24 protein-coding genes and 1 tRNA gene are annotated in these 26,799 nt (G+C 68.0%); 13 read left to right on the top strand and 12 right to left on the bottom strand.

All coding sequences use genetic code 11. From position 1 onward, the window contains the following. The first annotated feature begins 316 nt into the window (after positions 1-316). The gene (locus J2X65_RS01235) at positions 317-2,065 is read left to right on the top strand and encodes an SPOR domain-containing protein (protein WP_310196832.1); all 1,749 of its coding nucleotides are present in this window, start codon (positions 317-319) and stop codon (positions 2,063-2,065) included. Between the two features lie 15 nt (positions 2,066-2,080). On the opposite strand, the gene J2X65_RS01230 is transcribed toward J2X65_RS01235, so the two are convergent. Both J2X65_RS01230 and J2X65_RS01225 read right to left on the bottom strand, forming a co-directional pair. Further along, positions 2,081-2,785: a DnaJ domain-containing protein gene (locus tag J2X65_RS01230; RefSeq protein WP_310196830.1), complete on the bottom strand. Its 705-nt coding sequence runs from the start codon at positions 2,783-2,785 to the stop codon at positions 2,081-2,083. Then, positions 2,782-3,546 carry a VWA domain-containing protein gene (locus J2X65_RS01225; protein ID WP_310196827.1) on the bottom strand — a complete coding sequence of 255 codons (765 nt, stop codon included), beginning with the start codon at positions 3,544-3,546 and terminating at the stop codon, positions 2,782-2,784. The genes J2X65_RS01230 and J2X65_RS01225 overlap by 4 nt, the downstream gene beginning before the upstream one ends. A gap of 156 nt (positions 3,547-3,702) precedes the next feature. Between J2X65_RS01225 and panC the strand changes: the two genes are divergently transcribed. Continuing rightward, the gene (gene panC / locus J2X65_RS01220; protein ID WP_310196825.1) at positions 3,703-4,554 is read left to right on the top strand and encodes a pantoate--beta-alanine ligase; all 852 of its coding nucleotides are present in this window, start codon (positions 3,703-3,705) and stop codon (positions 4,552-4,554) included. Here panC and J2X65_RS01215 read toward each other — a convergent pair. The 4 genes from J2X65_RS01215 to J2X65_RS01200 form a co-directional block, all read right to left on the bottom strand. Next, positions 4,551-4,754, bottom strand: a complete 204-nt coding sequence (locus J2X65_RS01215) for a hypothetical protein (protein ID WP_310196822.1) — start codon at positions 4,752-4,754, stop codon at positions 4,551-4,553. The two genes, panC and J2X65_RS01215, sit on opposite strands and share 4 nt — an antisense overlap. A 68-nt stretch (positions 4,755-4,822) precedes the next feature. Beyond that, on the bottom strand, positions 4,823-5,254 hold the full coding sequence (locus J2X65_RS01210) for a DUF1489 domain-containing protein (protein WP_310196820.1): 432 nt from the start codon (positions 5,252-5,254) through the stop codon (positions 4,823-4,825). Positions 5,255-5,308: 54 nt separating this feature from the next. Next, positions 5,309-5,983, bottom strand: a complete 675-nt coding sequence (locus tag J2X65_RS01205) for a glutathione S-transferase family protein (RefSeq protein WP_310196818.1) — start codon at positions 5,981-5,983, stop codon at positions 5,309-5,311. A gap of 196 nt (positions 5,984-6,179) precedes the next feature. After that, positions 6,180-6,305 (bottom strand): hypothetical protein, encoded by a 126-nt coding sequence (locus J2X65_RS01200; protein ID WP_310196817.1) that lies wholly within the window; start codon positions 6,303-6,305, stop codon positions 6,180-6,182. Between the two features lie 292 nt (positions 6,306-6,597). Here J2X65_RS01200 and J2X65_RS01195 point away from each other — a divergent pair, with 292 nt between their 5' ends. Together J2X65_RS01195 and J2X65_RS01190 are read left to right on the top strand one after the other, a co-directional pair. Next, positions 6,598-7,296: a DUF599 domain-containing protein gene (locus tag J2X65_RS01195; RefSeq protein ID WP_404977652.1), complete on the top strand. Its 699-nt coding sequence runs from the start codon at positions 6,598-6,600 to the stop codon at positions 7,294-7,296. Beyond that, on the top strand, positions 7,293-7,586 hold the full coding sequence (locus J2X65_RS01190) for a DUF3253 domain-containing protein (RefSeq protein ID WP_310196812.1): 294 nt from the start codon (positions 7,293-7,295) through the stop codon (positions 7,584-7,586). The genes J2X65_RS01195 and J2X65_RS01190 overlap by 4 nt, the downstream gene beginning before the upstream one ends. 16 nt (positions 7,587-7,602) lie before the next feature. Here J2X65_RS01190 and J2X65_RS01185 read toward each other — a convergent pair whose 3' ends face one another. From J2X65_RS01185 to mgtE, 3 genes are all read right to left on the bottom strand, one after another. Then, positions 7,603-8,421: a YdcF family protein gene (locus tag J2X65_RS01185; RefSeq protein WP_310196809.1), complete on the bottom strand. Its 819-nt coding sequence runs from the start codon at positions 8,419-8,421 to the stop codon at positions 7,603-7,605. Beyond that, positions 8,421-10,643, bottom strand: coding sequence for a bifunctional diguanylate cyclase/phosphodiesterase (locus J2X65_RS01180; RefSeq protein WP_310196807.1), 2,223 nt, complete (start codon positions 10,641-10,643; stop codon positions 8,421-8,423). Before J2X65_RS01180 ends, J2X65_RS01185 begins: the two co-directional genes overlap by 1 nt. A 224-nt stretch (positions 10,644-10,867) precedes the next feature. Next, positions 10,868-12,268: a magnesium transporter gene (mgtE, locus tag J2X65_RS01175; protein ID WP_310196805.1), complete on the bottom strand. Its 1,401-nt coding sequence runs from the start codon at positions 12,266-12,268 to the stop codon at positions 10,868-10,870. A 148-nt stretch (positions 12,269-12,416) separates the two neighbouring features. Between mgtE and J2X65_RS01170 the strand changes: the two genes are divergently transcribed. Continuing rightward, positions 12,417-12,701 (top strand): acylphosphatase, encoded by a 285-nt coding sequence (locus J2X65_RS01170; RefSeq protein ID WP_310196802.1) that lies wholly within the window; start codon positions 12,417-12,419, stop codon positions 12,699-12,701. A 6-nt stretch (positions 12,702-12,707) separates the two neighbouring features. On the opposite strand, the gene lipB is transcribed toward J2X65_RS01170, so the two are convergent. Then, on the bottom strand, positions 12,708-13,394 hold the full coding sequence (lipB, locus tag J2X65_RS01165) for a lipoyl(octanoyl) transferase LipB (RefSeq protein ID WP_310196800.1): 687 nt from the start codon (positions 13,392-13,394) through the stop codon (positions 12,708-12,710). A 211-nt stretch (positions 13,395-13,605) separates the two neighbouring features. Between lipB and J2X65_RS01160 the strand changes: the two genes are divergently transcribed. The 6 genes from J2X65_RS01160 to J2X65_RS01130 all read left to right on the top strand — a co-directional run bounded on the left by J2X65_RS01160 (position 13,606) and on the right by J2X65_RS01130 (position 22,827). Further along, positions 13,606-13,690, top strand: a tRNA-Leu gene (locus J2X65_RS01160). Positions 13,691-14,217: 527 nt separating this feature from the next. Then, entirely contained in the window at positions 14,218-16,047 is a 1,830-nt protein-coding gene (locus J2X65_RS01150; protein ID WP_310196798.1) for a monovalent cation:proton antiporter-2 (CPA2) family protein, read from the top strand. Beyond that, positions 16,044-16,595: a DUF924 family protein gene (locus tag J2X65_RS01145; RefSeq protein ID WP_310196796.1), complete on the top strand. Its 552-nt coding sequence runs from the start codon at positions 16,044-16,046 to the stop codon at positions 16,593-16,595. Before J2X65_RS01150 ends, J2X65_RS01145 begins: the two co-directional genes overlap by 4 nt. Positions 16,596-16,720: 125 nt before the next feature. Beyond that, positions 16,721-17,548: a hypothetical protein gene (locus J2X65_RS01140; protein ID WP_310196792.1), complete on the top strand. Its 828-nt coding sequence runs from the start codon at positions 16,721-16,723 to the stop codon at positions 17,546-17,548. Further along, complete coding sequence (locus tag J2X65_RS01135) at positions 17,499-19,034, top strand: Y-family DNA polymerase (RefSeq protein ID WP_404977651.1); 1,536 nt, start codon at positions 17,499-17,501, stop codon at positions 19,032-19,034. Before J2X65_RS01140 ends, J2X65_RS01135 begins: the two co-directional genes overlap by 50 nt. A gap of 10 nt (positions 19,035-19,044) precedes the next feature. Continuing rightward, on the top strand, positions 19,045-22,827 hold the full coding sequence (locus J2X65_RS01130) for an error-prone DNA polymerase (RefSeq protein ID WP_310196789.1): 3,783 nt from the start codon (positions 19,045-19,047) through the stop codon (positions 22,825-22,827). Positions 22,828-22,848: 21 nt separating this feature from the next. On the opposite strand, the gene J2X65_RS01125 is transcribed toward J2X65_RS01130, so the two are convergent. Both J2X65_RS01125 and J2X65_RS01120 read right to left on the bottom strand, forming a co-directional pair. Beyond that, positions 22,849-23,784 (bottom strand): sugar kinase, encoded by a 936-nt coding sequence (locus tag J2X65_RS01125; RefSeq protein ID WP_310196787.1) that lies wholly within the window; start codon positions 23,782-23,784, stop codon positions 22,849-22,851. Further along, positions 23,781-24,710: a GntR family transcriptional regulator gene (locus J2X65_RS01120; RefSeq protein ID WP_310196785.1), complete on the bottom strand. Its 930-nt coding sequence runs from the start codon at positions 24,708-24,710 to the stop codon at positions 23,781-23,783. The genes J2X65_RS01125 and J2X65_RS01120 overlap by 4 nt, the downstream gene beginning before the upstream one ends. Before the next feature lie 263 nt (positions 24,711-24,973). Between J2X65_RS01120 and J2X65_RS01115 the strand changes: the two genes are divergently transcribed. After that, entirely contained in the window at positions 24,974-26,110 is a 1,137-nt protein-coding gene (locus J2X65_RS01115) for a mannitol dehydrogenase family protein (RefSeq protein WP_310196782.1), read from the top strand. Next, positions 26,107-26,790: an amino acid ABC transporter permease gene (locus tag J2X65_RS01110; RefSeq protein ID WP_310196780.1), complete on the top strand. Its 684-nt coding sequence runs from the start codon at positions 26,107-26,109 to the stop codon at positions 26,788-26,790. The genes J2X65_RS01115 and J2X65_RS01110 overlap by 4 nt, the downstream gene beginning before the upstream one ends. Positions 26,791-26,799: the final 9 nt, after the last annotated feature.

Below are 26,799 nucleotides of genomic sequence, written 5' to 3'. Positions count from 1 at the left end.
CATGCGCCAACGTGAACCGCGCGCTGCCTGCATCAACGTCGCTAGCGTCAGAAATAATGCAGCGCACCATCAACGTCAATAAATTTTGTGCGACGCAACAAGACAGCATCACTGACCCAGTTTTTCCAAGCGCCTGCAATTGCCTCGCTTACGCCGGGATTTACGAGTTCGTAACCGCGCTCTCCTTATCATTGCGGGAGTGATCGTCCGGCAACGGTCAGCTCGATGCGGGTCGCCTCAGGGCCTCGCATCCGCTCCAGCCGGCTTGATGCGAATGACCGGCGCGGGCCGGCAAATTGAGTGACGGGACGGGTTCATGCGGCTTCCGGGAACTGTGGGCACGCAACTTCTGCGCGCTGGGGTGGCCATTCTGGTGTTGTCGATCGCGGGCACGGGCGGTGCGGACGCCGCGGCGAGAAAGAAGAAGACCAGCCAGAGGAAACCGGCCGCCGCCCAGGTGGTCGATAGCCGGTGGCAGCGCGGTTATGCCGATATCGTGATCGACGCCAATACCGGCCGCGTCCTGCATGAGGAGAACGCGGACGCACTGCGCCATCCGGCCTCGCTGACCAAGGTGATGACGCTCTATCTGCTGTTCGAGCAGCTCGAGGCCAAGCGGCTCCGGCTCGACTCCCGCCTCCCCGTCTCCGCCTATGCCTCGCGGCAGTCCCCCACCAAGCTGGGGCTGAGGGCCGGCTCGACGATTTCGGTCGAAGACGCGCTCCAGGGTCTGATTACCCGCTCCGCCAATGATGCCGCAGTCGTGATCGCCGAGGCGATCGCCGGCGATTCCGATACGTTCGCCGCATTGATGACCCGTCGAGCCCGACAGCTCGGCATGTCCCGCACCACCTTCAAGAACCCGAACGGCCTGCCCAATCCGCAGCAGGTCACCACGGCGCGTGATCTGGCCATTCTCGGCCGCGCGATCCAGGAGCGGTTCCCGCGCTACTACGCGTATTTCTCGATCCGTTCGTTCAATTACCAGGGCGTCGCGATCCGCAACCACAACCGCATGTTCGGGCGCCTCGAAGGCGTGGACGGCATCAAGACCGGCTACACCAATGCCTCCGGCTTCAACCTGCTGACCAGCGTCAAGAGCAATGGCCGCTACGTCATCGGCGTGGTGCTGGGCGGCACCAGCGGCGCCTCGCGCGACAACCGCATGGCCCAGTTGATCTCCGGGACCTTCGATCGCGCCTATTCCGGCCGTCAGATGGTGGCCCGCATGTCCTCGCCTCCCTCCGGCAGCGGCGCGGCCGAGGAAGTCGCGGTGGCGCAGGCCGCGCCGATCCCCACCCCTGCCGCAGCGCCGGCGCCGGCGGTCATCCCGATCCCCTCGGGGCGGCCGAATCTCGCCATGGCCTCGGTGGTCGATGCCACCGCGCCGGATGAGGTCGACGAAGACACCGCCGAGCAGGCGAGCGAAGCCGATCCCGTCACCACCGGCGCCCTGCCGCCGCAGCGCATCGCCATGGTCTCCCCGGCCATGCCGGAGCCCGCCCCGGCCCGCACGGCGCCGCTGCCGCCGCCGGCTCCCTCCGTTGGCTCGGCCGAGCCCATCATTCCCACTTCGGTGAAAACCGTGGCGGTCGCCAAGCCGTCCGCCCCCGTGGCCGGCTTCTCGAACCAGCCCGGCATTCTCGGCACGCTGGCCTTCACCCAGTCTGCGCCCTCCGGCCGCGCCTCGCTGCCGCCGCAGATCGCCCAGGCACCCAAGCCGACGCCGACCGCCAAGCCGGTGCGTCTGGCCAGCGCCGATCCGGCGGAAATCCCGCGTCAGATCGCCGAGACCACTTCGCGCGCCACGGCGGCGCCGCGTTCGGGCTGGGCCATCCAGATCGGTGCCTTCGGCAGCGAGGCCGATGCCCGTGCGCAGCTCGCCAAGGCCAAGGCCAAGGCCGGCTCCGCCCTCGCCAAGGTCGACCCCTACACCGAGCAGGCGACCAAGGGGTCGAACACCATCGTGCGGGCCCGCTTCGCCGGCTTCGACGAGCAGTCCGCGGCCCAGAAGGCGTGCAAGGCGCTGAAGGGCCAGTTCGGCTGCATGGTCTTCCGCAACTGATTGGAAACGGGGCGATCAATGGCTGCGGAGCAGGATGTCCTTGGCCTCATTCACCCGGGCGGCGAGATAGTTCGACCCGCCCTGGTCGGGATGGAGTTTCTTCATAAGAGCGCGGTGAGCTTTTCGGATCTCGTCCGTCCCCGCCCCCGGCTGAAGCCCCAGCACTTCGTAGGCCTGCTGTTCCGTCATCGTACCGCCCTGCGGCGGCGCAGCGCTCCGCCGGCCCGCCTCGCCCTCAGCGTGTTCACGCCAACCGGGCGCCCGGCGGTCCAGATACGCTTCGAGTAGCTGCCGGCTTTCCGCATCGAGCGTCAGCGCCAGCCGCGCCACTTCGCCTGTCGGCAGGGTATCGAGCTCCCGTCCGGCCAGAGGGCCGGTGAGAACGCGGCCGGAAAGCTGCCCGCTGTCATGGTTCAACACCATTTCGAGGCTGGCGGTGCGCACCGTGGAGGAGCGGCCGGCGCTGCGGCGCAGCCGCGACCATGGCGATCTGGCTGCGGTGCCGATGTTCCATCCGAGCAGCGACAGGCCGAATATGCCGAGCGGCAGCGCGGTCTCGATATGGCCGCGCGCTCCCAGAAAACCGGCCAGCAACACCGCGATCCACCCGCCGACGCTGCGGGCGAGGCGGGCGAGACGCTGGGGATCGGTGCGCGCGAAGAACTTCAGTCCGTAATAGAGCAGCGCGACGATGGCCGCGCCGGCCAGAAGATTGATCATCCCGCCCCCGATTTCGGCCCGGACATGGCCGCCAGCAACTGCTTGGCTCCCGGCGACGCGTTCGCCAGCGCCGTCAGCGCCTGCCGCCCGCCGGCAGCGTAGCGCGCCGCCGCCCGCAGCAGTGCGCTGAGCTGTTCCGCCGCGCCGGCATCGAAGCGACACCAGGCGCCGCCGGTCAGCCGCGCGATTTCCCGGAAGCCGCGCTCGGCAACCGGATCGCGACCTTCCTGAAACAGGAACACCGGCACGCCGCGCAGGGCGAGAGGACCTGCCTTGGCGCAGAGGTCGTCCAGCGCCTCTTCCATCGCGTCGCCGACGAACACCACCGCGCCGATCCGCGCGCGCTCGGCCTCCGAGCCCGCATGCGCCAGAACCCGGCCGATCTGCGTGCGGCCGCCTCGGCAGTCGATCCGCGCCATCAATGCGCCCAGCCGGCGACCGTCGCCGACCCAGCCTGAGGCCCGGCACTCATGGATGCCGCGATAATAGACCAGCTGCATGTCGAGCCCGCCAATGGCCGCCGCTTCCTCAAACATGCCGGCCTGCAGCGTGCAGGCCAGGTCCCAGGTCGGCTGGCGGCTCATGGTGGCGTCGAGTGCGAAGATCAGCCGGCCGCGCGCCTCGCCCGCCGCCGAGGCCGGGGGGCGCGCCGCCACCTCGGCGAGGAAGGCCGCCACTTCCGAACCGGCCGAAGCGGCGGGCGAGGATAGTTTCGGCCCGGTGACCGGCGGTTTCGAGGATGTGGGTCGGTCGGCAGCCATGGGTTTCAATCGCGATTCGGCGCCGATACTAGACCGGCCCTCGGGTTAAGTGGGAGACCGGCCTGCGGCGGGCAAGGCGCGGATGACGGCCAGTTGACCGGCCGGGAACCGCTGCTAGGTTCCCGCCCGCCTTCGCATCTCAGGACGGGTTCCGCCGTGGCCGACATAGAGACCATCCACACCGTTGCCGAACTGCGCGCCCGCGTGCGCCTCTGGCGGGCTGCCGGCGAGCGTATCGCGCTGGTACCCACAATGGGGGCTCTCCATGCCGGCCATGTCGCGCTGATGCAGGCCGCCCACCAGCACGCCGAGCGGATCGTGGTGTCGATCTTCGTCAACCCCACCCAGTTCGCTCCCACCGAGGATCTTGCGCGCTATCCCCGCACCCTCGATGCGGACCGCGAGAAGGCGGCGCTGGCCGGCGTCGATGTCGTCTTCGCACCGGATGTCGACGAGATGTACCCGCAGGGTTTCGCGACCACCGTCTCGCTCGTTGGACCGGCCTGCGGGCTGGAAACCGATTTCCGCCCGACCCATTTCGCCGGCGTGGCCACCGTGGTCGCCAAGCTCTTCAGCCAGGTCGCGCCGGATGTCGCGCTATTCGGCGAGAAGGACTATCAGCAGCTCGCGGTGGTCACCCGCATGGCGCGCGATCTCGATCTGCCGGTGCAAGTGATCGGCGTGCCCACCGTGCGGGAGCCGGACGGCCTCGCCCTCTCCTCCCGCAATGTGTATCTGAGCCCCGAAGAGCGCGGCATCGCCCCGGTGCTGCATCGAGCGCTTGCCGGGGCGGCGCAGGCGATCCGTTCGGGAGCGCCGATAGCCCAGGCCATCGAGGCCGCCCGCGACGGTGTTCGCAGCGCCGGCTTCGCGCTGGACTATCTCGACGCCCGCCATGCCGAGACGCTGGCGCCGGTGGCCGCGCGCGACGAGGGGCCGCTACGCCTGCTCGTCGCCGCGCGATTGGGGACGACGCGGCTCATCGATAATATTGCCGTCCCCGACTAGACGCTCATATACGTCACCATCATGCCGATGATGACGAGAAGCAGGCCGATTCCCAGGACATATCGCATGGGGCGGACCTCGGTTGCCTGACGCTCCACCGGTTTTGCCTGCACGACGACATTTCCGCTCTCGACCACCTGCCGCTCTTCGGTGACCGCCTGCCCTTCTTTTAGCCCGGCCTCGTCGATATTCTTGGTCATCTCTGCCTCCTGTCGAAGGATTTCCGCAGGGACAACGCTGGGAATGGCCGATTCGGTTCCATCCGCCCTCAAAGCAGGCCGAGCGACCTCAGTTCGCGCCGCAACTGATCGGGCATGGCGGCGGCCGGCTCTCCGGCGAGATCGGGCGGCGCATCCTTGGCAGCGAGATAGCGCCAGCCCTGGAACGGGCGGCTCGGCCGCGGCTCCACCCGGTGCACCTTCGGCTCCAGCACCAGATGGCAACGCCTGATCCCGTCGGCATCGACGAAGGGTCGAATGTCGGTCAACCGCTGACGACAGGCCAGTTCGCCCTTGATCACCCAATAGAGCGAGCCGCCGTCGAGAATCTCGTCGGTTCGGGTCGGCACCATGCGGGTGGTGTGGGTCTGTTCGATGGGAAGGCCACGCGCGTCGCGCGCGGCCAGCGTCTCGCCGATCCAGTCCTCAAGGTCCTTGATCGATTCGGCTCCGACGCAGAGCTTCAGAAGGTGCAGCGGCATGAAGGCAGGCCCGGAAAGCGGACGCCGCGCGGCGACAGGCCGGCGGACCGCCTCCTATACGCGTTTCACCACCGGCCAGTCGACCTCGTCCGCCGGCAGCACCTGCTCTTCCTTCAGCGCCGCCGCCTTCCATTCGACGAAAGCGGGATGCGCGTGGACCGCCTCCACATAGGCGGCAGCGACCGCGTCGACCGGCAGGTCATAGGTGCGTATCCGCGTGGCCACCGGCGCATACATGGCGTCGGCGGCGCTGAAGGCGCCGAACAGAAAATCCCCACCGGCGCCGAACCGTTCGCGGGTGGCGCGCCAGCGGCCGGCAATGCCGGCCAGATCGGCGGCGGCCTTGTCGGAGAGGGGGCGCGGCTCGATCGGGCGCCACAGGTTCATCGGCACGGCCGAACGCAGGGCGCCGAAGCCGCCATGCATTTCCGTGGCGATCGCCCGCGCATAGGCCCGCGCTGCCGGTGCGGACGGCCAAATCGCCTTTTCGGGGAAACGTTCGGCGATGTGCTCGATGATGGCGAGCGATTCCCAGACGACGGCTTCGCCATCGACCAGCACCGGCACCCGCTGCGCCGGCGAATGCACGCTGATCCGCGCCTTGAAGTCGGCATCGCCGAGCAACACCATCTCCTCCTCGAAGGCGATGTCGAACGCCTTGAGCAGCAGCCACGGCCGCAGCGACCAGGACGAATAATTCTTGTTCGCGATCAACAGCTTCAGTGCCATGCCCCTCTCCGCGATCATTTCATTGCCGGCGCCAGAGTGAAGCGGCGCATGGCAATGGACAAGCGAAGAGCTGTCATGGGGACCATCAGCGGCGATGATGCATCACCCGGGCATCACGCACCAACAAGGCATCGCGCGCCAAGGCACTAAGCCTCGGCGATGCCGCCGCAATGGCCTTGTGATCCGCGTGGCTCGATCAGCCGACGACCGCCGGCGTGCCGCCAAAGCCGCCGAACAGATAGACAAGGGCGACGCCCACAAGAATGGCGACGACAGCCCAGCGCGCGACCCCCCAGCAGGAGCGCTCGGTAAGGGAATTCATTCGTGAACTCCGGATAATCCCGTTACACCGCCACAACCGGAATGAGACATCGGCCACTTGCGGATTATTACGATATTTAATGAAACGTTACCGCGGGTGCAATCGCGTTAGGGAAGGGTTGCACTGCGTTATGCACAGATCTGATGCGCAAATAACGCATGCCCGCTTTTTGCACAGCTGTCTTGCCGACAGGCTTGAAAGCCTCTCGGACGCCGGCCTACAGCAGAGTCGCGCGGCGGCACGAGCGCCGAATCAGCGCGAGGAAATGGAGCCACGAATGGAAGGCAACTCCATGATCGGCTTTTCCTATCTGGATTACGCGGCGCTGGCGGTCTTCGCAGCGGCCTGGTTCGCCTATCACCAGATGATGGAGGGCCGCTGGGCGGAGGGACGGACGCTCAACCAGCGCATGGACGCTTTCCGCCACGAGTGGATGCAGCGGATGCTGGCGCGGGAGAATCGCATCGTCGATACGCAGATCGTCGCTGCGCTGCAAAACGGCACCGCCTTCTTCGCCTCGACCTCGCTGCTCGCGGTCGGCGCCTCGCTGGCCATCCTGCGCTCGACCGAGGAGGTGCTCGCCATCTTCTCCCACCTGCCCTATGTGCAGATCGACCGTGCCGGCTGGGAGATGAAGACGCTGGGCATCACCATCATCTTCGCCCATGTCTTCTTCAAATTCGCCTGGGCCTACCGCCTGTTCAACTACACCGCGATCATGCTGGGCTCGACGCCGCCCCCTTCCGAGGCGGCGACACCGCAGGCGCAGGCGCACGTCGCCAAGCTGGCGCGCATGGCGACCCTCGCCGGCCGGCACTTCAACCGTGGCCAGCGCGGCTTCTTCTTCGCCATTGCCTATCTGGGCTGGTACATCAACGGCTGGGCGCTCATCATCGGAACCGTCGCGATCTTCGTGGTGATGCTGAACCGCCAGTTCGGGCGCGATTCGCATTGGGTGCTCGACGAGACCGCCACCCTGGAGAATTCATGACCGCCTCTGTCCATTCCAACCCCCTGCCCTCGGAAACCGATGTCGAGGCGGCGATCCGCGCCGCGCTCGCCGATACCGCACGCACCATCGATCCGGCGATGCCGGCCCGCGCCCTGATGCCGGAAGGCAAGTGGCAGGCCGTGCTGCCGCTGGTGCGGCGCGTGGCGATACGCCTGGCTCAGGAGGGCGCGCTCGGCATCTACCGCAAGGGCAAGCCGGTGGACCCGGTCAATTTCCGCGGCGTCTACCGGCTCGGCCCGCCCCCCTCCACCTCCCCGCTGCCGGAATAGGCTTGCGCCGCCGGCGCTAGCTTGCCGGACCGGGGAACAGCGCGTCGGTGCGCCCGGTAAGGCGATAGGCGACCAGACCGATCCATTCGCGCAACGCCGCATCGGTCATTTCGAGCCCCTCGCTGACCCGTGCGAAGGGCCGGGTCCATTGCACCGTCCCTGCCGTGCGATAGTCCACCGGATAGGCGGTCACCGGAAAGCCCGCCGCCGCGAAGCTGCCCATGGCACGCGGCATGTGCAGGGCGGAGGTGACGAGCAGCCAGCGCTCGCCAGGTGTCGGCCGCACCAGAGCGCGGGATAGGGCCGCGTTCTCGGCGGTATTGCGCGAGGCGGCCTCGAAGGCCACCCGTGCCGGATCGACGCCGAGTTGCGGCAGCACCATGCGCACGACATCGGCTTCCGAGAGCGGCGGCCGCTCCAGATCCCCGCTGCCGCCGGAAAACACGATGCGGGCCTCGGGATAGCGTCGAGATAGGTCGGCGAGCGCCATCATCCGCTCGCCCGCCTGGGTGAGGGCCGGTTGCCCGCGTGCCGCGGTGACATCCGGGCGTTCGCCGCCCCCCAGCACCACCACGCCGGTGATCGGCCGGCCATCATCGACGAAGATCGGAAAGCGGTTCTCCAGTGGCACCGCCAGCGCCCGTCCCACCGTACCCAGCCCGCAGATCAGCAGGCCGAGCACGCCGACCAGCGTCATCCAGCCTCCGGCCTGGCGATAGCGCAGCCCCGCCAGCAGGCCGAGCCCGGCGAGAAGGGTCAGCGCGCTCGAGGGCACCGCCAGCATCCACAACAGCTTGGCAGCATAGAAGAAGGCCGTGCCCGATACGTCGTCCATCAGGCCTCCGCGTGACGGGAGGCGCTATGTTCGTGGGCGTGCTTCACTTGCCCGATATAGCGGCTGAGGCTGCCCGGCGGCATCGGGCTGGCCAGCAGATAACCCTGCACATGATGACAGCCGACCGACTGGAGATAGCGCAGTTGCTCGCGCGTCTCCACGCCCTCGGCGGTGACGGTGATGGCGAGGGCGCGCGCCAGCCGCACCACGCAGTCGATGATGGCCGCGGCGTCGTCGGTCTGGCCGATATTCTGGATGAAGCTGCGGTCGATCTTGATGGTGTCGACGCGGAAGCGCCGGAGATAGCCGAGCGAGGAATAGCCGGAACCGAAATCGTCGAGGGCGATCCGCACGCCCATGGCGCGCAGTGCGGTGAGCGAGGCGAAGGCTTCCGGCTGGTTGCCGAGCAGCAGGTTCTCGGTGATCTCGATCTCCAGCCGTTCGGCCGGAAAGCCGGTCTCGTCCAGGATGCGCCGGATCGCCCCGACAAGGTCGCGCATGCGGAAATCCACCGGCGACAGGTTGACCGCCATCCGCGCGCCCCCCCAGTCGGCCGCCTGCTCGCAGGCCCGGCGCACCGCCCAAAGGTCGAGCTCGGTGATCAGCCCGGAATGTTCGGCGATCGGCACGAATTCGGCGGGCGAGACCAGGCCGCGCGCGGGATGGATCCAGCGCAGCAGCGCCTCGAAGCCGATCACCGTGCGGCCGTCCACGGCGAACTGGGGCTGGTAGAACAGCGTCAGCTCGTTTTCCTTCAGCGCCCGCTGCAGGTCGGTCTCGATGTCGCGCCGCTGGCGAACCTCCTGCTCCATGCGCGGTTCGAACTGCCGCAACAGGCCACGCCCGTCGGCCTTCGCCCGATAGACCGCGATGTCGGCGAGCCGGATAAGTTCGCTGGCCTCGGTGCTGTGGGTCGGTGCGATCGTCGCGCCGATCGAGCCGCCGACGGCGAGTAATTGTCCCCCGACGGCGGCCGGCTTGCGCACCGCCTCCAATATGGCGTTGCCGATGGCCTCGACCTCGCCCGGCTTGTCCCCGAGGGGCGCCAGGATGACGAATTCGTCGCCGCCGAACCGGGACGCCAGCAGGCCGGGAATCGACAGCTCCCTCAGGCGCGTCCCGATTTCCGCCAGCAGCACGTCGCCGACATGATGGCCGAGCGTGTCGTTGATGTCCTTGAAGCCATCGAGATCGAGGAAGAAGACCGCCAGCCGGTGTCCGGTGCCGTCGAGCTGGAGAAGGCGGTCGCCGAGCACCCGCATCAGCATGGCGCGATTGGCGAGGCCGCAGAGCGGATCGACATAGGCGAGCCGCGAGGCATAGGCCTCGCTGGCGGCAAGGTTTTGCGTGGCCCGGCGCGCGTACCACAACACGCAGACGGCCGCGGCCAGCAGCAGCACCGTCGTCGCGACAAGAGCCGGCAGCAGGGCGTGCAGCAGCGCCGTCCCCGGCGCGTCAGGCTTCCACACCAGCCAGGCCGGCTCCGCCTCGCCGGCGACGAACGGGATCGCCACCCCATGCTGCCCGGCCTCGGGCGGATTGAGGCTGACGGTCGGCTCGGCGATCCGCAATTCGCGCGCCAGCACGTTCAGGAAATGATCGTCGATGAACAGCACGGTGACGGCCACCGGCGGCATCTGCTCCGGGGCGATCACCCGGCCATAGTCGGGCGTGACGCTGATGGCGCCGACCAACGCCGGCCGCCCCTCCACACGGACATAGCCGGCACGGAAGGCCGAAGGCGTTGCCGCGCCGGCGCCGGCATCCACGTCCTGCCGGTCGCTCCGCCCGGCGACGGCCTTCTGCACGTCGAGCACGAAGGGAAGCAGCGCCGATTCGTCGAAGGGCGCCTGTTCGCCGGAGACCAGCTCGCCATCGATCGCGGCATAGGCGACCGCGGTGTTCAGCACGATATAGGAGCGGTCGTGATGGTCCTGGTCGCGCAGCCACTTGCCGAAGTTGCGGTGGACCCAGTCGACATCGAGAAAATAGGCGGTCCGCAGCACGGATTCGTCCCAATGCGCGAAGCTGGCGAGATCGCGTTGCAGCAATCCGGCCTTGCTCTCCAGAGCGCGGGAGACGAGCTCGGTCCATCGCTGGCGCGCCGCAGCGTCGACGCGCTCCGCCGCCAGCAGCGCGAAGGCCCCCATCGCGACGATCGCCGCGAACACCACCAGCGCCACCGCCAAAATGGTCCGGTCGCTCGCCCTTGCCGAAGCCATGCCGGCTCCGCTGTGGATCGGAATGCGCATTGCCGCCTTATCCGCCGCGATATCCGATCAGAGAGCGTCCGCGCTGGTGTCGGAAGCGCTCCCTTAGCGTCGATCTTCGATGTTTGCGCGACCTTAACGGGCGAAACTTAATGTGGTTTGAAAGCATTGGACGGATCGCTCGCGCGGCCGATCCTGCCATGTGACATCATCGCGGCTCTTCGCGCAATTGCGGATCAGAACCAGAGCGACGCGATACCCAAAAAGGCAAAGAACCCGATCACATCGGTGATGGTGGTCACGAAGGGCCCGGACGATACCGCCGGATCCACCCCCATCTTGTTGAGCGTCAGCGGCACCAGGATGCCGCCGAGCGCGGCGGCGACGAGATTGATGATCATCGCCAGCGCGATGATGAAGCCGAGATCGGCCACGCCGAAGCGGGCGAACACCACCGCCGCCATGATCACCGCGAAGACGACGCCGTTGAACAGGCCCACCAGCAGCTCGCGGGCGATCACCCGGCGGGCGTTGCTGGCGCGCAATTCGCGCGTGGCGATGGCCCGCACCGCCACCGTCATGGTCTGGGTGGCGGCATTGCCGCCCTGGCTGGCGACGATCGGCATCAGCACGGCCAGGGCGACCAGCCGCTGCAACTCGTCCTCGAAGAGCGCGATGACGAAAGAGGCGAGGTTGGCGGCGATGAGATTGAGCAGCAGCCAGGAGAAGCGGCTCTTGGCGATGGTCCAGAAGCTGTCGGAAAGCTCTTCGTCGGCCGCGACGCCGCCGAGCGCCTTCACATCCTCGTCGGCCTCCTCCTGGATGACGTCGACGATGTCGTCGACGGTCAGCACGCCGACGAGGCGGCCCGCGCTGTCGACCACCGGAGCCGAGATCAGATTATAGCGTTCGAAGACGCGGGCGACGTCCTCCTGATCGTCGGTCGCCTGCACCACATGCCGGTCGGGCGTGACCACGTCGCCGAGCTTCAGCCCCCGCTTGGTGCGCAGCAGGCGGTCGAGCGGCACCGATCCGGTGAGCCGGTAGGTGGGATCGACCACGAAGACCTCGAAGAAGGTCTCCGGCAGGTCTTCGGTCTCGCCGATGTAGTCCAGCGTCTGCCCGACCGTCCAGAAGGGCGGCAGCGCGATGAACTCGGTCTGCATGCGCCGGCCGGCGCTCTCCTCGGGATAGTCGAGGCTGCGCTGGAGTGCCGCGCGCTCGGTGATCGGTAGCTGCCCGAGGATCTCCTGCTTGTCGGCGTCGTCGAGATCTTCGAGGATGTAGACCGCATCATCGGAATCGAGGTCGCGCATGCCCTCGACCACAGTCTTGGTCTCCAGCTCCTCCAGGATCTGGACACGGACGGTCTCGTCGAGTTCGGTAAGCGCGGTGAAGTCGAAATCGGCGCCGAGCAGTTCGATGAGCTTCGGCCGCGCCGGAGCCGGCAGCGCCTCGAGCAGCCGGGCGAGGTCGGTCTCGTGGAAATCGGCGATCAGCCCGCGCAAATCATCGCCGCGCCCCGCTTCGATGGCCTGCGCGACGTGCTCGACGAAGGCGGGGTCGTCCACGAGGGCCCGCTCGTCCTCGGGATCGCGCTCGTGCGGGCGAACGGCGAGGTCGGTATCGTCGTTCATGCCGATCTCCCGGGACCACGGATTCGAGAAGGAAAGCTGTTCTTATGAAGCATCGCCATGGAAGGCAAATAGGCGCTCCGTCCCCTGTGGCCACCCTTGCGGCTATCCCTGCCGAGGGCCTGGGACCGATTGATCGGGCGGTGCGCCGATGAGCGAGGCGGGTGGCGTGCGGCTGGTCATCCACGGCCGCGTCCAGGGGGTGGGCTACCGCGCCTGGCTGGCGGACGAGGCGCAGCGGCGCGGCGTGCGGGGCTGGGTGCGCAATCGCCGCGAGGGCACGGTGGAGGCGTTCCTCCATGCCGACGCGGCCATTCGCGAGGCGCTCATCGATGCCTGCCGCCGCGGTCCTCTCGCCGCACGGGTGCGGGAGATCGAGATCGCCGAGGCTGCCGATGCGGTGCCGGACGGTTTCGAGCAGCGCCCGACGCTGTAGCGGACTTCAGCCCTCGCGGGGCCTCTCGTCCATCGTCGGACCGAACAGGGCTTCGAACTCACGCCGCATCGCCAGGTCGACATCCTCCATCGTCACCGGCAAGCCGAGATCGACGAGGCTGGTAACGCCGTGCTCGCGCACGCCGCAGGGCACGATACCGCCGAAATGCGCGAGGTCGGGATCAACGTTCAGCGCCACGCCGTGCATCGTCACCCAGCGCCGCACCCGGATGCCGAGCGCGGCGATCTTGTCCTCGCCCGAGCCGGCGCGGTCGTGCCGCCGCACCCAGACGCCGACGCGGTCCTCCCGTCGCTCGCCGCGGACATGGAAGTTCCACAAGGTGCGAATCAGCCATTCCTCGAGGGTCGCCACATAGCGCCGCACATCGGGGGCGCGCCGCTTGAGGTCGAGCATCACATAGGCCACCCGCTGGCCGGGGCCGTGATAGGTGAACTGGCCGCCGCGCCCGGTCTGGAAGATCGGGAAGCGGTCGGGCTCGACGAGGTCCTCCGGCCGGGCACTGGTGCCGGCAGTGTAGAGCGGCGGATGCTCCAGCAGCCACACCGTCTCCGGCGCGTCCCCAGTGGCGATCGCCTGGGCGAGCGCATCCATTTCGGCCAGCGCGTCGGGATAGGCCACGGGCGCAGAGGCGATGCGCCAGCGCACCGGCGGCATGCCGGGGCCAGGCAGCATCGGGGCGGTAAGGTCGTCGCGAGCGGGTGATACGGCGTGTTCCATGACCGGACAGATAATGATCGGGAGCGCATCTGTCTCTAGGAGCGGGGCGCGGGACAAACCAGCCTGTCCACAGCCGCGCGCGGCTCTTGTGAAGCCTGAACCGATCTGTTAGACGATGCCGCGCCGCGGGGCCAGCCGCTGGTTCGGCCCTCTGGCGGTTTTGGTTGCGGTCGTGGCGGAATTGGTAGACGCGCTGCCTTGAGGTGGCAGTGGGTAACACCGTGGAGGTTCGAGTCCTCTCGACCGCACCATTCTTCTGATTTGGTGCTGATTTCACTGGCCTTCTCTATTTTCCCGCGTCTCGGCGACGGGGCGGGAAGAGATGTTCCGGCATCGTTCGCGAGCAGGTGCATCGCAGCCTTCGCTAGCCGCTTACGGTCGGCCCTCCTCGTGTAGTGCGAGGCCATCGTTCCCCCGGTCCAGCCGAAAATCGCTTCCAGCTGCGCCACTGTCGCGCCGGCATTGGCTGCGCGTGTCGTCGCGATCTTCGCACGCCATGCGCGGACGTCGGAATACCGACGGCGCCGCGGGCACTGATCCGGCGAGATGACGAAGAGACCGTGTCCGATTCGTTGGGCACCGGCGCGTTCCATCGGTTCGGCAGCATCGTGGCGCAGCCCCCACCGCCGCTTTGGCGCCACAGGCGGGGTCCGAACGTCAATTAGCACGACGATCGCGGTCGCTTTCCCGGTTCGATAATTGCCCTGGCTCGCCTGCGCCTTTACGGTCCCCGCGAAAGCCGGCTCCGGGATGCCGGCACTGCGCGAGAGGACGACTGATGGCCGCCGAAGCCGCATCCGATGCTGCCGCCCATGGCTTCGACTTGTTGCCGGTGGTCGTCCTTCTGGGTGCTGCCGTCGTGGCGGTGCCCCTGTTCAAGCGCCTCGGCCTTGGTTCGGTACTTGGTTATCTCGCGGCGGGCCTCGCCATCGGCCCGTTCGGCCTCGGCCTGTTCTCCGACCCGCAGTCGATCCTGCATGTCGCCGAGCTCGGCGTCGTCATGTTCCTGTTCATCATCGGGCTGGAAATGCAGCCCTCGCGGCTATGGGCCATGCGCGGCGAGATTTTCGGCCTCGGGCTTGCCCAGGTCGGCAGCTGTATCGTCCTGCTTGCCTGTGTCGGCCTCGCGCTCGGCTATCCGCTGGTCCCGAGCTTCGTCGCCGGCACCGGCTTCGTGCTGACCTCCACCGCCATCGTCATGCAGATGCTGGAGGAGCGACGTTCCATCGCCTTGCCGAAGGGCCGGCGCATAGTCGCCATCCTGCTGCTGGAAGACCTCGCCATCGTGCCGCTGCTGGCGCTGGTCGCCTTTCTGGCGCCCGGCGGCGGCGAAGTCACGCTCAATGAGCGGCTCATCGGCATCGCCATCGGCCTCGGCTCGGTTCTGGCCTTGGTGCTGGCCGGCCGTTATCTGCTCGACCCGATGTTCCGCATCCTCGGCAAGGCCAAGGCGCGCGAGGTGATGACGGCGGCGGCGCTGTTCGTGGTGCTCGGCGCCGCGCTCGCCATGCAACTCGGCGGGCTGTCCATGGCGATGGGCGCCTTTCTCGCCGGGGTGCTGCTGTCCGAATCCTCCTTCCGCCATCAGCTGGAAGCCGACATAGAGCCGTTCCGGGGCATTTTGCTCGGCCTGTTCTTCCTCGGCGTGGGCATGGCCCTCGACCTCGCGGTGATTGCCGCCAACTGGCAGCTCATCGCGATCTGCGTCGTCGGCTACATGATCCTCAAGATGGTGGCTATCTACGTGGTGGCGCGGCTGTTCCACGCCGATCATCACGAGGCGGTCGAGCGCGCGGTGCTGATGGCGCAGGGGGGCGAGTTCGCCTTCGTGCTCTATGCCTCGGCGACCACCGTCGGCATCCTCACCGTCGAGGAAAACGCCATCCTCACCGCCACCATCATCGTCTCGATGGCGCTGACGCCGCTGATGATCATCGCCCATGATCGGCTGATGCCGAAGCAGCAGGCCTCGATGGAGGGCATCGAGGCGGCGGCGGATCTGTCGGCGAACGTGCTGATGATCGGCTTCGGCCGCTTCGGCCAGATCGTCAGCCAGCCGCTGCTGGCCGGCGGCTTCTCCGTCACGCTGATCGAGACGGATCCGGAACTCATCCGCATTTCGCAGGATTTCGGCTTCAAGGTCTATTATGGCGACGGGACGCGCCTCGACATCCTGCACGCGGCCGGTGCCCACGAGGCGCGGCTGATCGTGGTGGCGGTGAACGATGGCGAGACGGCGGTGAAGATCACCGAGCTGATCAAGGCCGAGTTCCCGCTTGTGCCGGTGCTGGCCCGCGCCATCGACCGCGAGAACGCCGCCGAACTGATCCATGTCGGCGTCGATTTCCAGATCCGCGAGACCTTCGAATCCGCTCTCGCGCTCGGCGAGCACGCGCTCGCCATGATGGACGTGGAGGAAGCCCGGCGCTCGGACATCATCGCCAGTGTCCGCCGCCGTGACGCCGAGCGCCTCGACATCGAACTTACCGGCGGCATGTACGACGCCTCCGCCCGAAGCCTCGTCCTCAGCAATCTGCCGCTGAAGCCGCCGGCCGCCGAAGCGAAGATGCCGCTGCAGGCGGCCACGGCCGGCGAGGTGGCGGGATGACGCCGGCCGCCGAAGCGGAGATCGCTTCGGTCCTGCATTTCTGGCGAGAGGCCGGCGAGGCGCGGTGGTTCGAGAAGGATGACGCCTTCGACGCGGATTTTCGCGCGCGCTTCCTCGATCTGCACATGCAGGCCGCCGCCCGCCGCCGCGACGACTGGCTGGCGAGCGCCGATGGCACGCTGGCGCTCCTGGTCCTGACCGACCAGTTTCCGCGCAACGCCTTCCGCGGCACCGGCCATATGTACGCCACCGATCCGCTGGCACGGCATTATGCGCGGCAGGCCCGCACCGCAGGCCACATGGAGCGCGTGGAGCCGGCGCTGCGGCTGTTCTTCATCCTGCCCTTCGCCCATTCGGAGGATGAGGCGGATCAGGAGATTTCCGTCGCGCTCACCACCCCGTTCGGCGAGCCGTGGCTGGCCCATGCGCAGGGGCATCGCGACATCATCCGCCGCTTCGGCCGCTTTCCGCATCGCAACCGTCTTCTCGCCCGCGAAACGACCCCGGAGGAGGCCGCCTTCCTCGCCGCGGGCGGTTTCGCCGGCTGAAAGCCGCCCTGCGGTATATCTCCACCGACGGGCCCGCGACGCACTCCTCCCTTCCCCGACGACCTCTGTTCTCTCTTGACTCCTCGGCCGGATCGGGGCGTTGTAGAGAACAAAAGAGGAACGAAATGAGTATCACACCGGCTGTCTCCGCGCTGCGGGGGGTGCTCGCCGGCCTTGAGGCGGAGCGGCTCCCCGGCAGCACCCAGTTCTTCCATCTCGGTGCGCCGGGAGCGGACGGCGCGCTCGGCGGTCCGCTCGCCTGTGGCGCCCTGCATGAGGTGTTCGCCGCCGGGGCCGGCGACATGGCCGCCGCCGCCGGTTTCACGCTGGCGCTGGCGCAGCGTGCCACCTCGGCCCGCTCAGCGGCAGGAGCGCGCCCGCTGCTGTGGGTAAGGCAGGAGACCGTCGACACCGAAGCCGGTGGTCTCGCCGCGGCGGGCTTGCACACGCTGGGCATCGATCCGGCCCGGCTGCTGCTGGTGCGTGCGCCCGGCGCCGACGCGGCGCTGCGGGCAGCGGACGATGCGGTGCGCTGTTCCGCGCTCGGCGCGGTGATCCTGGAGCCCTGGGGCGAGCCGAAGGCGCTCGATCTCACCGCCACGCGCCGCCTGTCGCTGCGGGCCGGCACCTCCGGCGTCACCGTGCTGCTGCTGCGCCCGACCGGCCGACCCGGGCCCAGTGCCGGCGTGACCCGCTGGCAGGTCCGCGGCGCACCGTCCCGCCCGTTGGCTGGCGATGCGCCGGGGGCGCCCGCCTTCCTCATCGACCTTTTGCGTCACCGGGCCGGCCATGCCGGCGGGTCCTGGCATCTGGAGTGGGATCGTGAGACCTGTTCCTTCCGCGACATCGTCGCGCTACCTCGCCTTGTGGTTTCCGTTCCTAGCCGCCGAACGGCTGGAGAAATTGCGGCTGGAGAGGCAGCGACGCCGCTCCCCTTCCGCCGCACCGGCTGACGCCGATCCGGCACCGAAGGCTTCCAGCCTGCTCGTCTTCGTCGAGCGCACCACTGGCGGGTTGCGGCTCGCCGCCCTGTCGCGGGCGGCGCGCGCGGCGGGGTTGGAGGCGGGCCTCACGCTCGCCGATGCGCGGGCGCGCCTGCCCGATCTCGACGTCGTCACCTTCGATCCGGCCGCCGACGCCGCCTTCCTTAATCGCGTGGCGGATGATTGCGACCGCTGGACACCGCTGGTGGCCCTCGATGCGCCGGACGGGCTCGTGCTGGACATCACCGGCTGCGCGCATCTGTTCGGGGGAGAGGGAGCGATGCGCGCGCGGCTGCTCGCGCATCTGAAGGCGCACGGCCTCACGGCCTTCGCCGTGGTGGCGAACACACCGGAGGCCGCCCGCGCCCCGGCGCGCTGCGGGCTCGGCGGCCTCATCCCCTCCGGCGAGGAAGCGGCACGGCTCGCCGGCCTGCCGGTCGCGGCGCTTGGCCTGTCGCCGGCGATCGCGAGCGGCCTCTCCCGCGCGGGATTGAAGACGCTGGGCGATCTGGCGCAACGTCCCGCTACCCCGCTCGCGGCACGTTTCGGCGAAGAGCTGCTGGTGCGGCTGCGCCGCACCCTTGGCTATGAGGATGCACGCATCGTGCCGCGTCGGCCGCTGCCCGACTGCATCGTCGAACGGCGCTTCGCCGAACCGATCTCGCATGCCGCCGACATTGAGGGCGCGCTCACCCTGCTCGTCGCGGATATCGGACGGATGCTGGAAGGGCGCGGCGAGGGCGGCCGGGCCTTCGAGGCTTCGTTCTTCCGCACCGACGGTGCGGTCCGCCGGCTCTCGGTGGAAACCGCTCGTCCCCTGCGCGACGGCCCGGCTCTCGGCCGGCTGTTCCGCGAGCGGCTGGACAGCCTCGCCGATCCGCTCGACCCCGGTTTCGGCTTCGATCTCGTCCGCCTCGCCGTGCTGCGCGCCGAACCGCTCGCCGCGGCCCAAATCGGCCTCGATGGCCGCATCAACGAAGAGGAGGAGGTCGCCGCCCTCATCGACCGTCTGACCACGCGGCTGGGGCGCGAGCGCGTGCTGCGCTTCGTCCTGCGGGATACCCATGCCCCCGCCCGCGCCGGCGCGCTGGTGCCGGCGATCGATGGTCCTGCCCCGGTCTCCCTTGCCGTGGCGCAGGAGGAACTGCCCCGCCCGATCACCCTGTTCGAGCCGCCGCAGCCGGTCGAAGCGCTCGCGGAAGTGCCGGACGGCCCGCCCCTGCGCTTCCGCTGGCGCCGCGTCATGCATGAGGTGGTGCGCGCCGAGGGACCGGAACGCATCGCGCCGGAATGGTGGCGCACCCTCACGGCACAAAGGGTGCAGGAAAGCCAGCGCACGCGGGATTACTACCGGGTGGAGAACCGCGAGGGCCGGCGCTTCTGGCTCTTCCGCGCCGGTCTCTATGAACGCGGCGGCGGCACGCCACGCTGGTTCCTGCATGGGTTGTTTCCGTGAGGAGGCGGGCATGAGCAAGGCGGTTGGCAAAGCGGTCGGCAACCTGGTTCCCTTTTATGCGGAACTCGCCGTGACCAGCAATTTCTCCTTCCTGCGCGGCGCGTCGCACGCGGCGGAGCTGGTGGCGGAAGCGCTCGCGCTCGGCCATGGCGGCATCGGCATTGCCGACCGCAACACCGTGGCCGGCGTGGTGCGCGCCTATGCGGCGGTGAGGCACGCCGAGGAGATCAGACAAGAGAAGTGGAAGGAGAAGTGGAAGCAGGAGAAGGGGAAGGCGGAGCATGCGACGGTATCGCCAAGCGCCGCCGATGCCGAAGAGACCGGGAAAGACAATGGCGAGAAGGAAGCGGGCGGCGATGCGGGCGCACGCGTTCAGCCGCACGGGCGGGCGGGCATCCGGCTCGAACACGTCCCCGATGACCGGGGTGCCTCCAAGCACGGCATTCCCGCCGATCAGGATCGTACGCCCCCCAGAGGTGGCGGACACGGCGAACGGCACGGGGAAGGCCGGGCGCCGGAAGGCGGCCGACCCATCGCCGCGCTCCCCGCCGAGCCGAACGGCACCCATGTGGACCCCGACGGCGCCGGCCACCCGCATCTCGCACCGGCCGGCAATGTCGCCCCCTTCCCATCCCCTTGCCTCCAGACAGCCATGGACCTTGCTGCCGGGGAGACGGCTGCCGAGCCCCCCTCTCCCCGCGCTGCCGATGCGCCGCCGCCCCTGCCCTTCAAGCTCGCGGTCGGCGCCCGGCTCGCCTTCGCCGACGGCACGCCGGATATCCTCGCCTACGCCCAGACCCGTGTCGGCTGGGGGCGGCTCTGCCGCCTGCTCACCGCCGGCAACATGCGCTCCGGCATCAAGGGCGAATGCCAGCTTCTACTCGACGACCTCCTCGCCGATGCCGGCGGCCTGTCGCTCATCCTGATGCCGCCGCGCCGGATCGACGGGCTGGACGACCTCCTCGCCCGCCTCCATGCGGCGGCGCCCGGCTCGCTATGGCTCGCCGCCGACATGCCGCGACGCGGCGACGACCGCCGTCGCCTCGTCGGGCTGAAGGCCTGCGCCGTCCGGGCCGGCGTGCCGCTGCTCGCCGTCAACGACGTGCTCTATCACCACCCCGACCAGCGCGACCTGCAGGACGTGCTCACCTGCATCCGTCACGGCACCACCATCGAGACCGCCGGCCGGCTGCTCGAGGCCAATGCGGAGCGGCATCTGAAATCGCCCGAGGAAATGGCCCGCCTGTTCCGCGAGGCGCCGGAAGCCCTTGCCGAGACCCGCGATTTCCTCGACCGCATCGAGTTCTCTCTCGGCGAATTGAAATATGAATACCCGGAGGAGCCGGTACCGCCCGGCTACACGCCGCAAGGCTGGCTGGAGGAGCTTACCTGGCGCCGCGCCGCCATCTGCTATCCGGCCGGGATGACGGAGAAGGTCGAGGCACAGCTGAAGACCGAGCTCGCCTTGATCGCCGAGCTCGGCTACGCGCCGTATTTCCTCACCATCCGCGACATCGTGGATTTCGCCGAGAGCAACCGGATCCTGTGCCAGGGACGCGGCTCGGCGGCGAATTCCGCCGTCTGCTATGTGCTCGGCATCACCGCCGTCGACCCGGCAACCAGCAATCTGCTGTTCTCGCGCTTCATCGCCCGCGAACGCCGCGAACCGCCGGACATCGACGTCGATTTCGAGCATGAGCGGCGGGAAGAGGTGATGCAGTACGTCTACAGGCGCTATGGGCGCGACCGCGCCGGCATCGTCGCCACCGTCATCTCCTATCGCCCGCGCAGCGCCTTCCGCGATGTCGGCAAGGTGCTCGGCCTCACCGAGGACGTCACCGCCCGGCTCGCCGGCACGATCTGGGGCAGCTGGGGCGAGATCGAAACCCGCCGCGCCCGCGAGGCCGGCCTCGATCCGGACAACCCGACCGTCGCCCGGGTGATCGGGCTCGCCCGGCGCCTCATCGGCTTTCCGCGCCACCTGTCCCAGCATGTCGGCGGCTTCGTGCTGGCCCGCGGCCGGCTCGACGAGATCGTGCCCATCGGGCCGGCGGTCATGGAAAACCGCACCTTCATCGAATGGAACAAGGACGATATCGACGAACTCGGCCTGATGAAGGTCGATGTACTGGCGCTCGGCATGCTCACCTGCATCCGCAAGGCCCTCGACCTGATGAAGGAGCATGAGGGCCTCGATTACGGCCTCGCCGAGGTGCCGAAGGAACGGGACGACGTCTACGACATGCTCTGCCGCGGCGATTCCATCGGCGTGTTCCAGGTGGAGAGCCGGGCACAGATCAACATGCTGCCGCGCCTCAAGCCGCGCGAGCTCTACGACCTCGTGATCCAGGTGGCGATCGTCCGGCCGGGACCGATCCAAGGCAACATGGTGCATCCCTATCTGCGCCGGCGGGAAAAGTCGGAACCCGTCAGCTACCCTTCACCCGCTCCCCCCCATGACCCCGACGAACTGAAAGATGTACTCTCCCGCACCCTTGGCGTCCCCCTGTTCCAGGAACAGGCCATGCATCTTGCCATGGTCGCCGCCCAATTCTCCGATGTCGAAGCCAACCAGTTGCGCCGCGCCATGGCGACCTTCCGCAATATCGGCACCATCGGCGAATTCCAGCACAAGCTGATCCACGGCATGACGGCGCGCGGCTACGACCCCGCCTTCGCCGCGCGCTGCTTCGAGCAGATCAAGGGCTTCGGTGAATATGGCTTTCCGGAGAGCCACGCCGCCTCCTTCGCCAAGCTGGTCTACATCTCCGCCTATATAAAATGCCGCCACCCGGCCGCCTTCGCCTGCGCGCTGCTCAACTCGCAGCCCATGGGCTTCTACGCCCCGGCGCAGATCGTGCGTGATGCCCGCGAGCACGGCGTGGAAATCCGCCCCGTCGATGTCAATCGCAGCGACCACGACTGCACGCTGGAGGAGCGGGCCGACGGCACGCTGGCGCTGCGGCTCGGCTTCCGCCAGGTCGATGGCGTCGGTGAAACCGCCGGCGACCGGCTGGTGAAAGCCCGCCGCGAGGGCTATCCGGACATCGAGACCCTCGCCCGTCGCACCGGTCTGCCGGCCGCCACGCTGACGAAGCTCGCCGAGGCCGATGCTTTCGGCTCCATGGGCCTTTCCCGCCGCGATGCGGCCTGGGCGGTACGACGGCTGCCAGACGATAAGCCGCTTCCGCTGTTCGCCGCCGCCGATGCCCGCGAGCTCGGCGAGGAGCACGATGCGCCGCTGCCCGTCATGCCGCTCCCGGAGCAGATCGCCATCGACTACCAGACGACCCGCCTGTCGCTGAGGGGACATCCCATGGGCATGCTGCGGCCGGTCTTCACGGCCGAGCGGGTGCTGTCCAGCGCCGAGGTGGCGGCGAGCCGCGACGGCGCCTTTCTGCGCACCGCCGGCATCGTGCTGGTGCGCCAGCGGCCCGGCAAGGGCAACGCCATCTTCATGACGCTGGAGGACGAGACCGGCATCGTCAACGTGCTCATCTGGGCCCGCTTGTTCGAGCGCTACCGCGCGCAGGTGATGGGTGCCCGCCTCGTGGTGGTGGAGGGGCGGGTGCAGAAGAGCAAGGATGGCGTGGTGCATCTGATGGGCGAACGGATAATCGACCGCACCGCCGAACTCGGCCGCCTGTTCGAGGCTCCACGCGGGCGCGCAGGCCCGGCTCCCGAATCGGCAGGCGGCGACCCGCCGGAGGGGCACATTCTCGGTGGCCGCCATTCCACCCGCGGGCACCCGCGGAATGTGCGGCTTCTGCCGAAGTCGCGCGACTTTCACTGAGCCGCGCTTCCGGCCCCGCCCTCAGGCCGGCTCGGCCTGCGTGATCTCCCGCAGCGCCGCCATATCGATCAGCGCGCCACGGCTGCAAATCACCCGCGCCGCCACCTTATGCGCCAGCCGCACCGCTTCCGCCGGGCTCCGCCCGGCAAGGCGCGCGGCAAGATAGCCGGCATTGAAACTGTCGCCGGCGCCGGTGGTATCCAGAGGCTCGGCGACCGGGACCGCCGGTATGACGTCGATGCGGCCCTCCGCTTGCAGCGTGCAGGGCTCCGCGCCGTCCTTCACCACGATCTCCGGCACTCCATAGCCAGCTATTCGAACGACCGTCTCCTCGGCCGAGGCATCCCCGAAAATCTCGCCCTCATCGGGAAAGGTCGGCAACGCGATGGTGGCCGCGCGATAGCCCGCCTCCAGCCCGGCCCGCAACGCGTCGAGGCTCGGCCACAACCGCACTCTCACATTGGCGTCGAACGCGATCATGGCGCCACGTGCCCTCGCCTCGGCGAGCGCGGCGAACAGATTGCCGCGATGTTCCGGCGGCAGGATCGCCAGCGTGATGCCGGAAAGATAGACGCAATCCGCATCGGCAAGTGCCGCCCGCAGGGCGCCGAGATCGGCAGCGAGCAGCCGCGCCGCCGAACTGTCGCGCCAATAGGTGAAGCTGCGCTCGAAGCCTTGCAGCGCGATCATATAGAGCCCGACCGGCCGGCCCGGCACGCGGCTGACATGGCTGGCATCGATCCCCGCTCGGGAGAAGAAACCCAGCATCTCCTCCGATGCCGCGTCGTCGCCCACCCGCGTGACATAACGCACCAACACCTGCGCGGGGTCGGTCAGCCCACGCACTCCCCACGCCGTGTTCAGCGTGTCGCCGGCGAAGCCGCGGCGATAGAGCCCGCCGCCGGCATCGGACAATTCGATCATGCACTCGCCGATGCTGGCAAAAACCTTGGTCACGAAGACACTCCGACGGGGCTGGACGGGACGCGAAAGGGACCGAACGCGATCGAGCGCGCCAGCGTGGCGCGGGCCGTGCGCAGATGCTTGCGGCAGCGCGCGTCGATGGCGCGCTGGTCCCGGCTGCGCAGTGCCTCGATATAGTCGAGATGCTCGAGAAGTGCGATGGTGTTGCGTTGTTTCTCGTCCGACATATTCCAACGATAGGTATAATGAAACAACGTCGAGACGATATCGTAGAAATCGATGATGAACCGATTGCTCGATGTTTCATGAATTAGACGATGCAGCCGCTCGTCGAGCTGAGGAAACGACTGATATTCGGTATCGATGTTCGCCAGCAACGCACGGTGCTCCGCCTCGATCAGGTCGAGCTCCCGCCAGGGCGGGGAATCATTCGCCAGTTCGATGAAGCTCCGGGTGGCGTGCAGCTCGAACATCTCGCGCACGTCATAGATTTCCGCCGCGAAGTCCGGGGTGACCCCCTTATAAAGCCACGCGCTGTTCGGCCGCCGCTCGAGCAGGCCGAAGTGCTGGAACTGCGCCAGATGCTCGCGGATGGTGGTGGTCGAGGTGCCGAACTGGCGGGCGAGTTCGGCGGCGTTCAGCAATTGCCCGGCGTGGAAATCGCCCTGGAGAATCCACTCCATGAAGCGCCGCTCCACCGCGGCACCGGCGGAAAGCGTCTGCATGTCGGGGAAATAATCCGCCTCCAGCGGATGGCGCTGGAGGACGCGCCCCCCCACCCCGCCACTGACAATGCCGGCCTTGGCCAGTGACGCCAGCACCGCGCGCACCGTGGTCCGGCTGACATCGAGCGTTTGTGAGAGTTCGCTCTCCGAGGGCAGCGCCGCGCCGATCGGACATCCCGCCAGCTGGCGCAGACACTGGTTATAGCTACGTTTGAAGACGGTATTGCCTTTCATGCGGCCTCTGGCTTGTCGTTTGCTCCCAGGCGCCGCTCTTCCGCAGCGCCGTTTTTTTTACATTAAAAACAGATTGACACGCCGCGTCTACCGTGGATTTTTATATATAAGAGACAAAAACAAGAATGACGTCGGGTGAGGAAGTGCACTATGTGGCGCGCGAGCGGCTGCAAAAATCTTATGTATTTTCAACGAATTGCACCGGATGAGACTCACGTCTCCATCGCGGCGCCTGTCGTTTGCCTCTTGGGAGCGCGCCGTTCGTGAGCACGCGTATCGTCCAGTTCGGCACCAGCCGTTTCCTCCAGGCGCATGTGGATCTCTTCGTCCATGAAGCGCGCGAGGCCGGGCAGAATATCGGCCCCATCACCGTGGTACAGGCCTCCGGCTCCGCCGCCCGCGCCGGGCGCGTCACCGCCTTCGGCCGGCCGGAAGGCTATCCGGTGATCATACGCGGCATGGTGGAAGGCCTGCCGGTCGAGCGTCAGGTGACGGTGCGCGCGGTCGATCGCGGCCTGTCGGCGGCGACGGATTGGGAAGCGCTGAAGGCGCTGTTTGCCAACGACGCCGGCATCGTCGTTTCCAATATGGGTGACGCCGGCTATGAGATCGCCGCTCAGGATCGCGGCCCGGCGCTGCTCGCCGGCGGCGTGCCGCTCTCGTTTCCCGGCAAGCTCGCCGCCCTGCTCCACCACCGCTGGAGCGAAGGCGCCGCGCCGGTGACCGTGCTGCCCTGCGAGCTGATAAACCGCAACGGCGAGGTACTTAAGGCGGCGGTGAAGGAACTCGCCATCGCCAGCGGCGCCCCCGCCGCCTTCGCGGCGTGGCTCGACCGCGAGGTGATCTTCGCCAACACGCTGGTCGACCGCATCGTTTCCGAGCCCATCGAGCCGGTCGGCGCCGTCGCCGAGCCCTATGCCCTGTGGGCCATCGAGGCGCAGCCCGGCCTGGCGCTGCCCTTCTCGCACCCGAGCGTCGTGCTCGCCGACGATCTCGAGCCCTTTGAACGGCTGAAGCTGCACATCCTCAATCTCGGCCACACCTTCCTCGCCGACATCTGGGCGCGCGAGGGCCGCCCGGCGGACGAGACGGTGCGGGCGATCCTGGCGGACGACGCTGTGCGGGCCCGGCTTGATGCGCTGTACGCGCAGGAGGTCGTTCCCGGCTTCCAGGCCAGGGGCATGGGCCGGGAAGCTGGCGACTATGTCGCGGTGACGCTGGACCGCTTCCGCAATCCCTTCCTCGACCACCGCATCGCCGACATTGCCCAGAACCATGGGGTGAAGGTGAAACGGCGGATCAAGGCCTTCCTCGACTGGCTCGCCGGCCAGCCCGGCGCGCCCGCCACGCCGGTGCTCGACGCCCTGGTGGCGCGGCACGCGCAGCAGGTTCCGGCATGACCTATCAGTTCGATTTCTCCGCGCTGCTGGCCTACTGGCCGGAATTCCTGCAGGGCGCATGGCTCACGCTGCAGCTCTCGGCGGTATCGACCGTCGCGGGCTTCATCGTCGGCACGCTGTGCGCCATCGGCCGTGCCGACGGTCCGCCCTGGGTGAAGTTCCTGGTAGCGAGCTATGTCGAGATCATCCGCAACACCCCGCTGCTGGTGCAGGTGTTCATCGTCTATTTCGGCATCGCCACCCTCGGCGTGCGCGTCTCGGCAAATACCGCGGCGGTCATCGCGCTGGTGGTGAATGTCGGCGCCTATACCTGCGAGATCGTGCGCGCCGGCTTGGAATCCGTGCACAAGTCGCAGCTGGAAGCCGCCGATTGCCTCGGGCTCTCCAAGCCGCAGATCTACTGGCATGTCGTCATCCGCCCGGCCATCGAGCGGGTCTATCCCGCGCTCACCAGCCAGTATGTGCTGCTGATGCTGGCCTCATCGATCACCTCACAGATCTCCGCCGAAGAGCTGACCGCGGTGGCCAACCGCATCCAGTCCGACACCTTCCGCTCCTTCGAAACCTACATCGTCGTCGGCATCATCTATCTCGCCCTGTCTTTCGTTGTGCGCATCGCGCTGTGGCTGTTCGGCCTCGCGGTCTTCGTGCGCAAGCGCAAGCTCGGCACGGCGTTGTGAGGGTCTGAC

Source organism: Ancylobacter sp. 3268 (genome assembly GCF_031456575.1).
In the GTDB taxonomy this organism is placed as follows: Bacteria; Pseudomonadota; Alphaproteobacteria; order Rhizobiales; family Xanthobacteraceae; genus Ancylobacter.
This window is presented reverse-complemented; position numbering and strand designations above follow the sequence as displayed.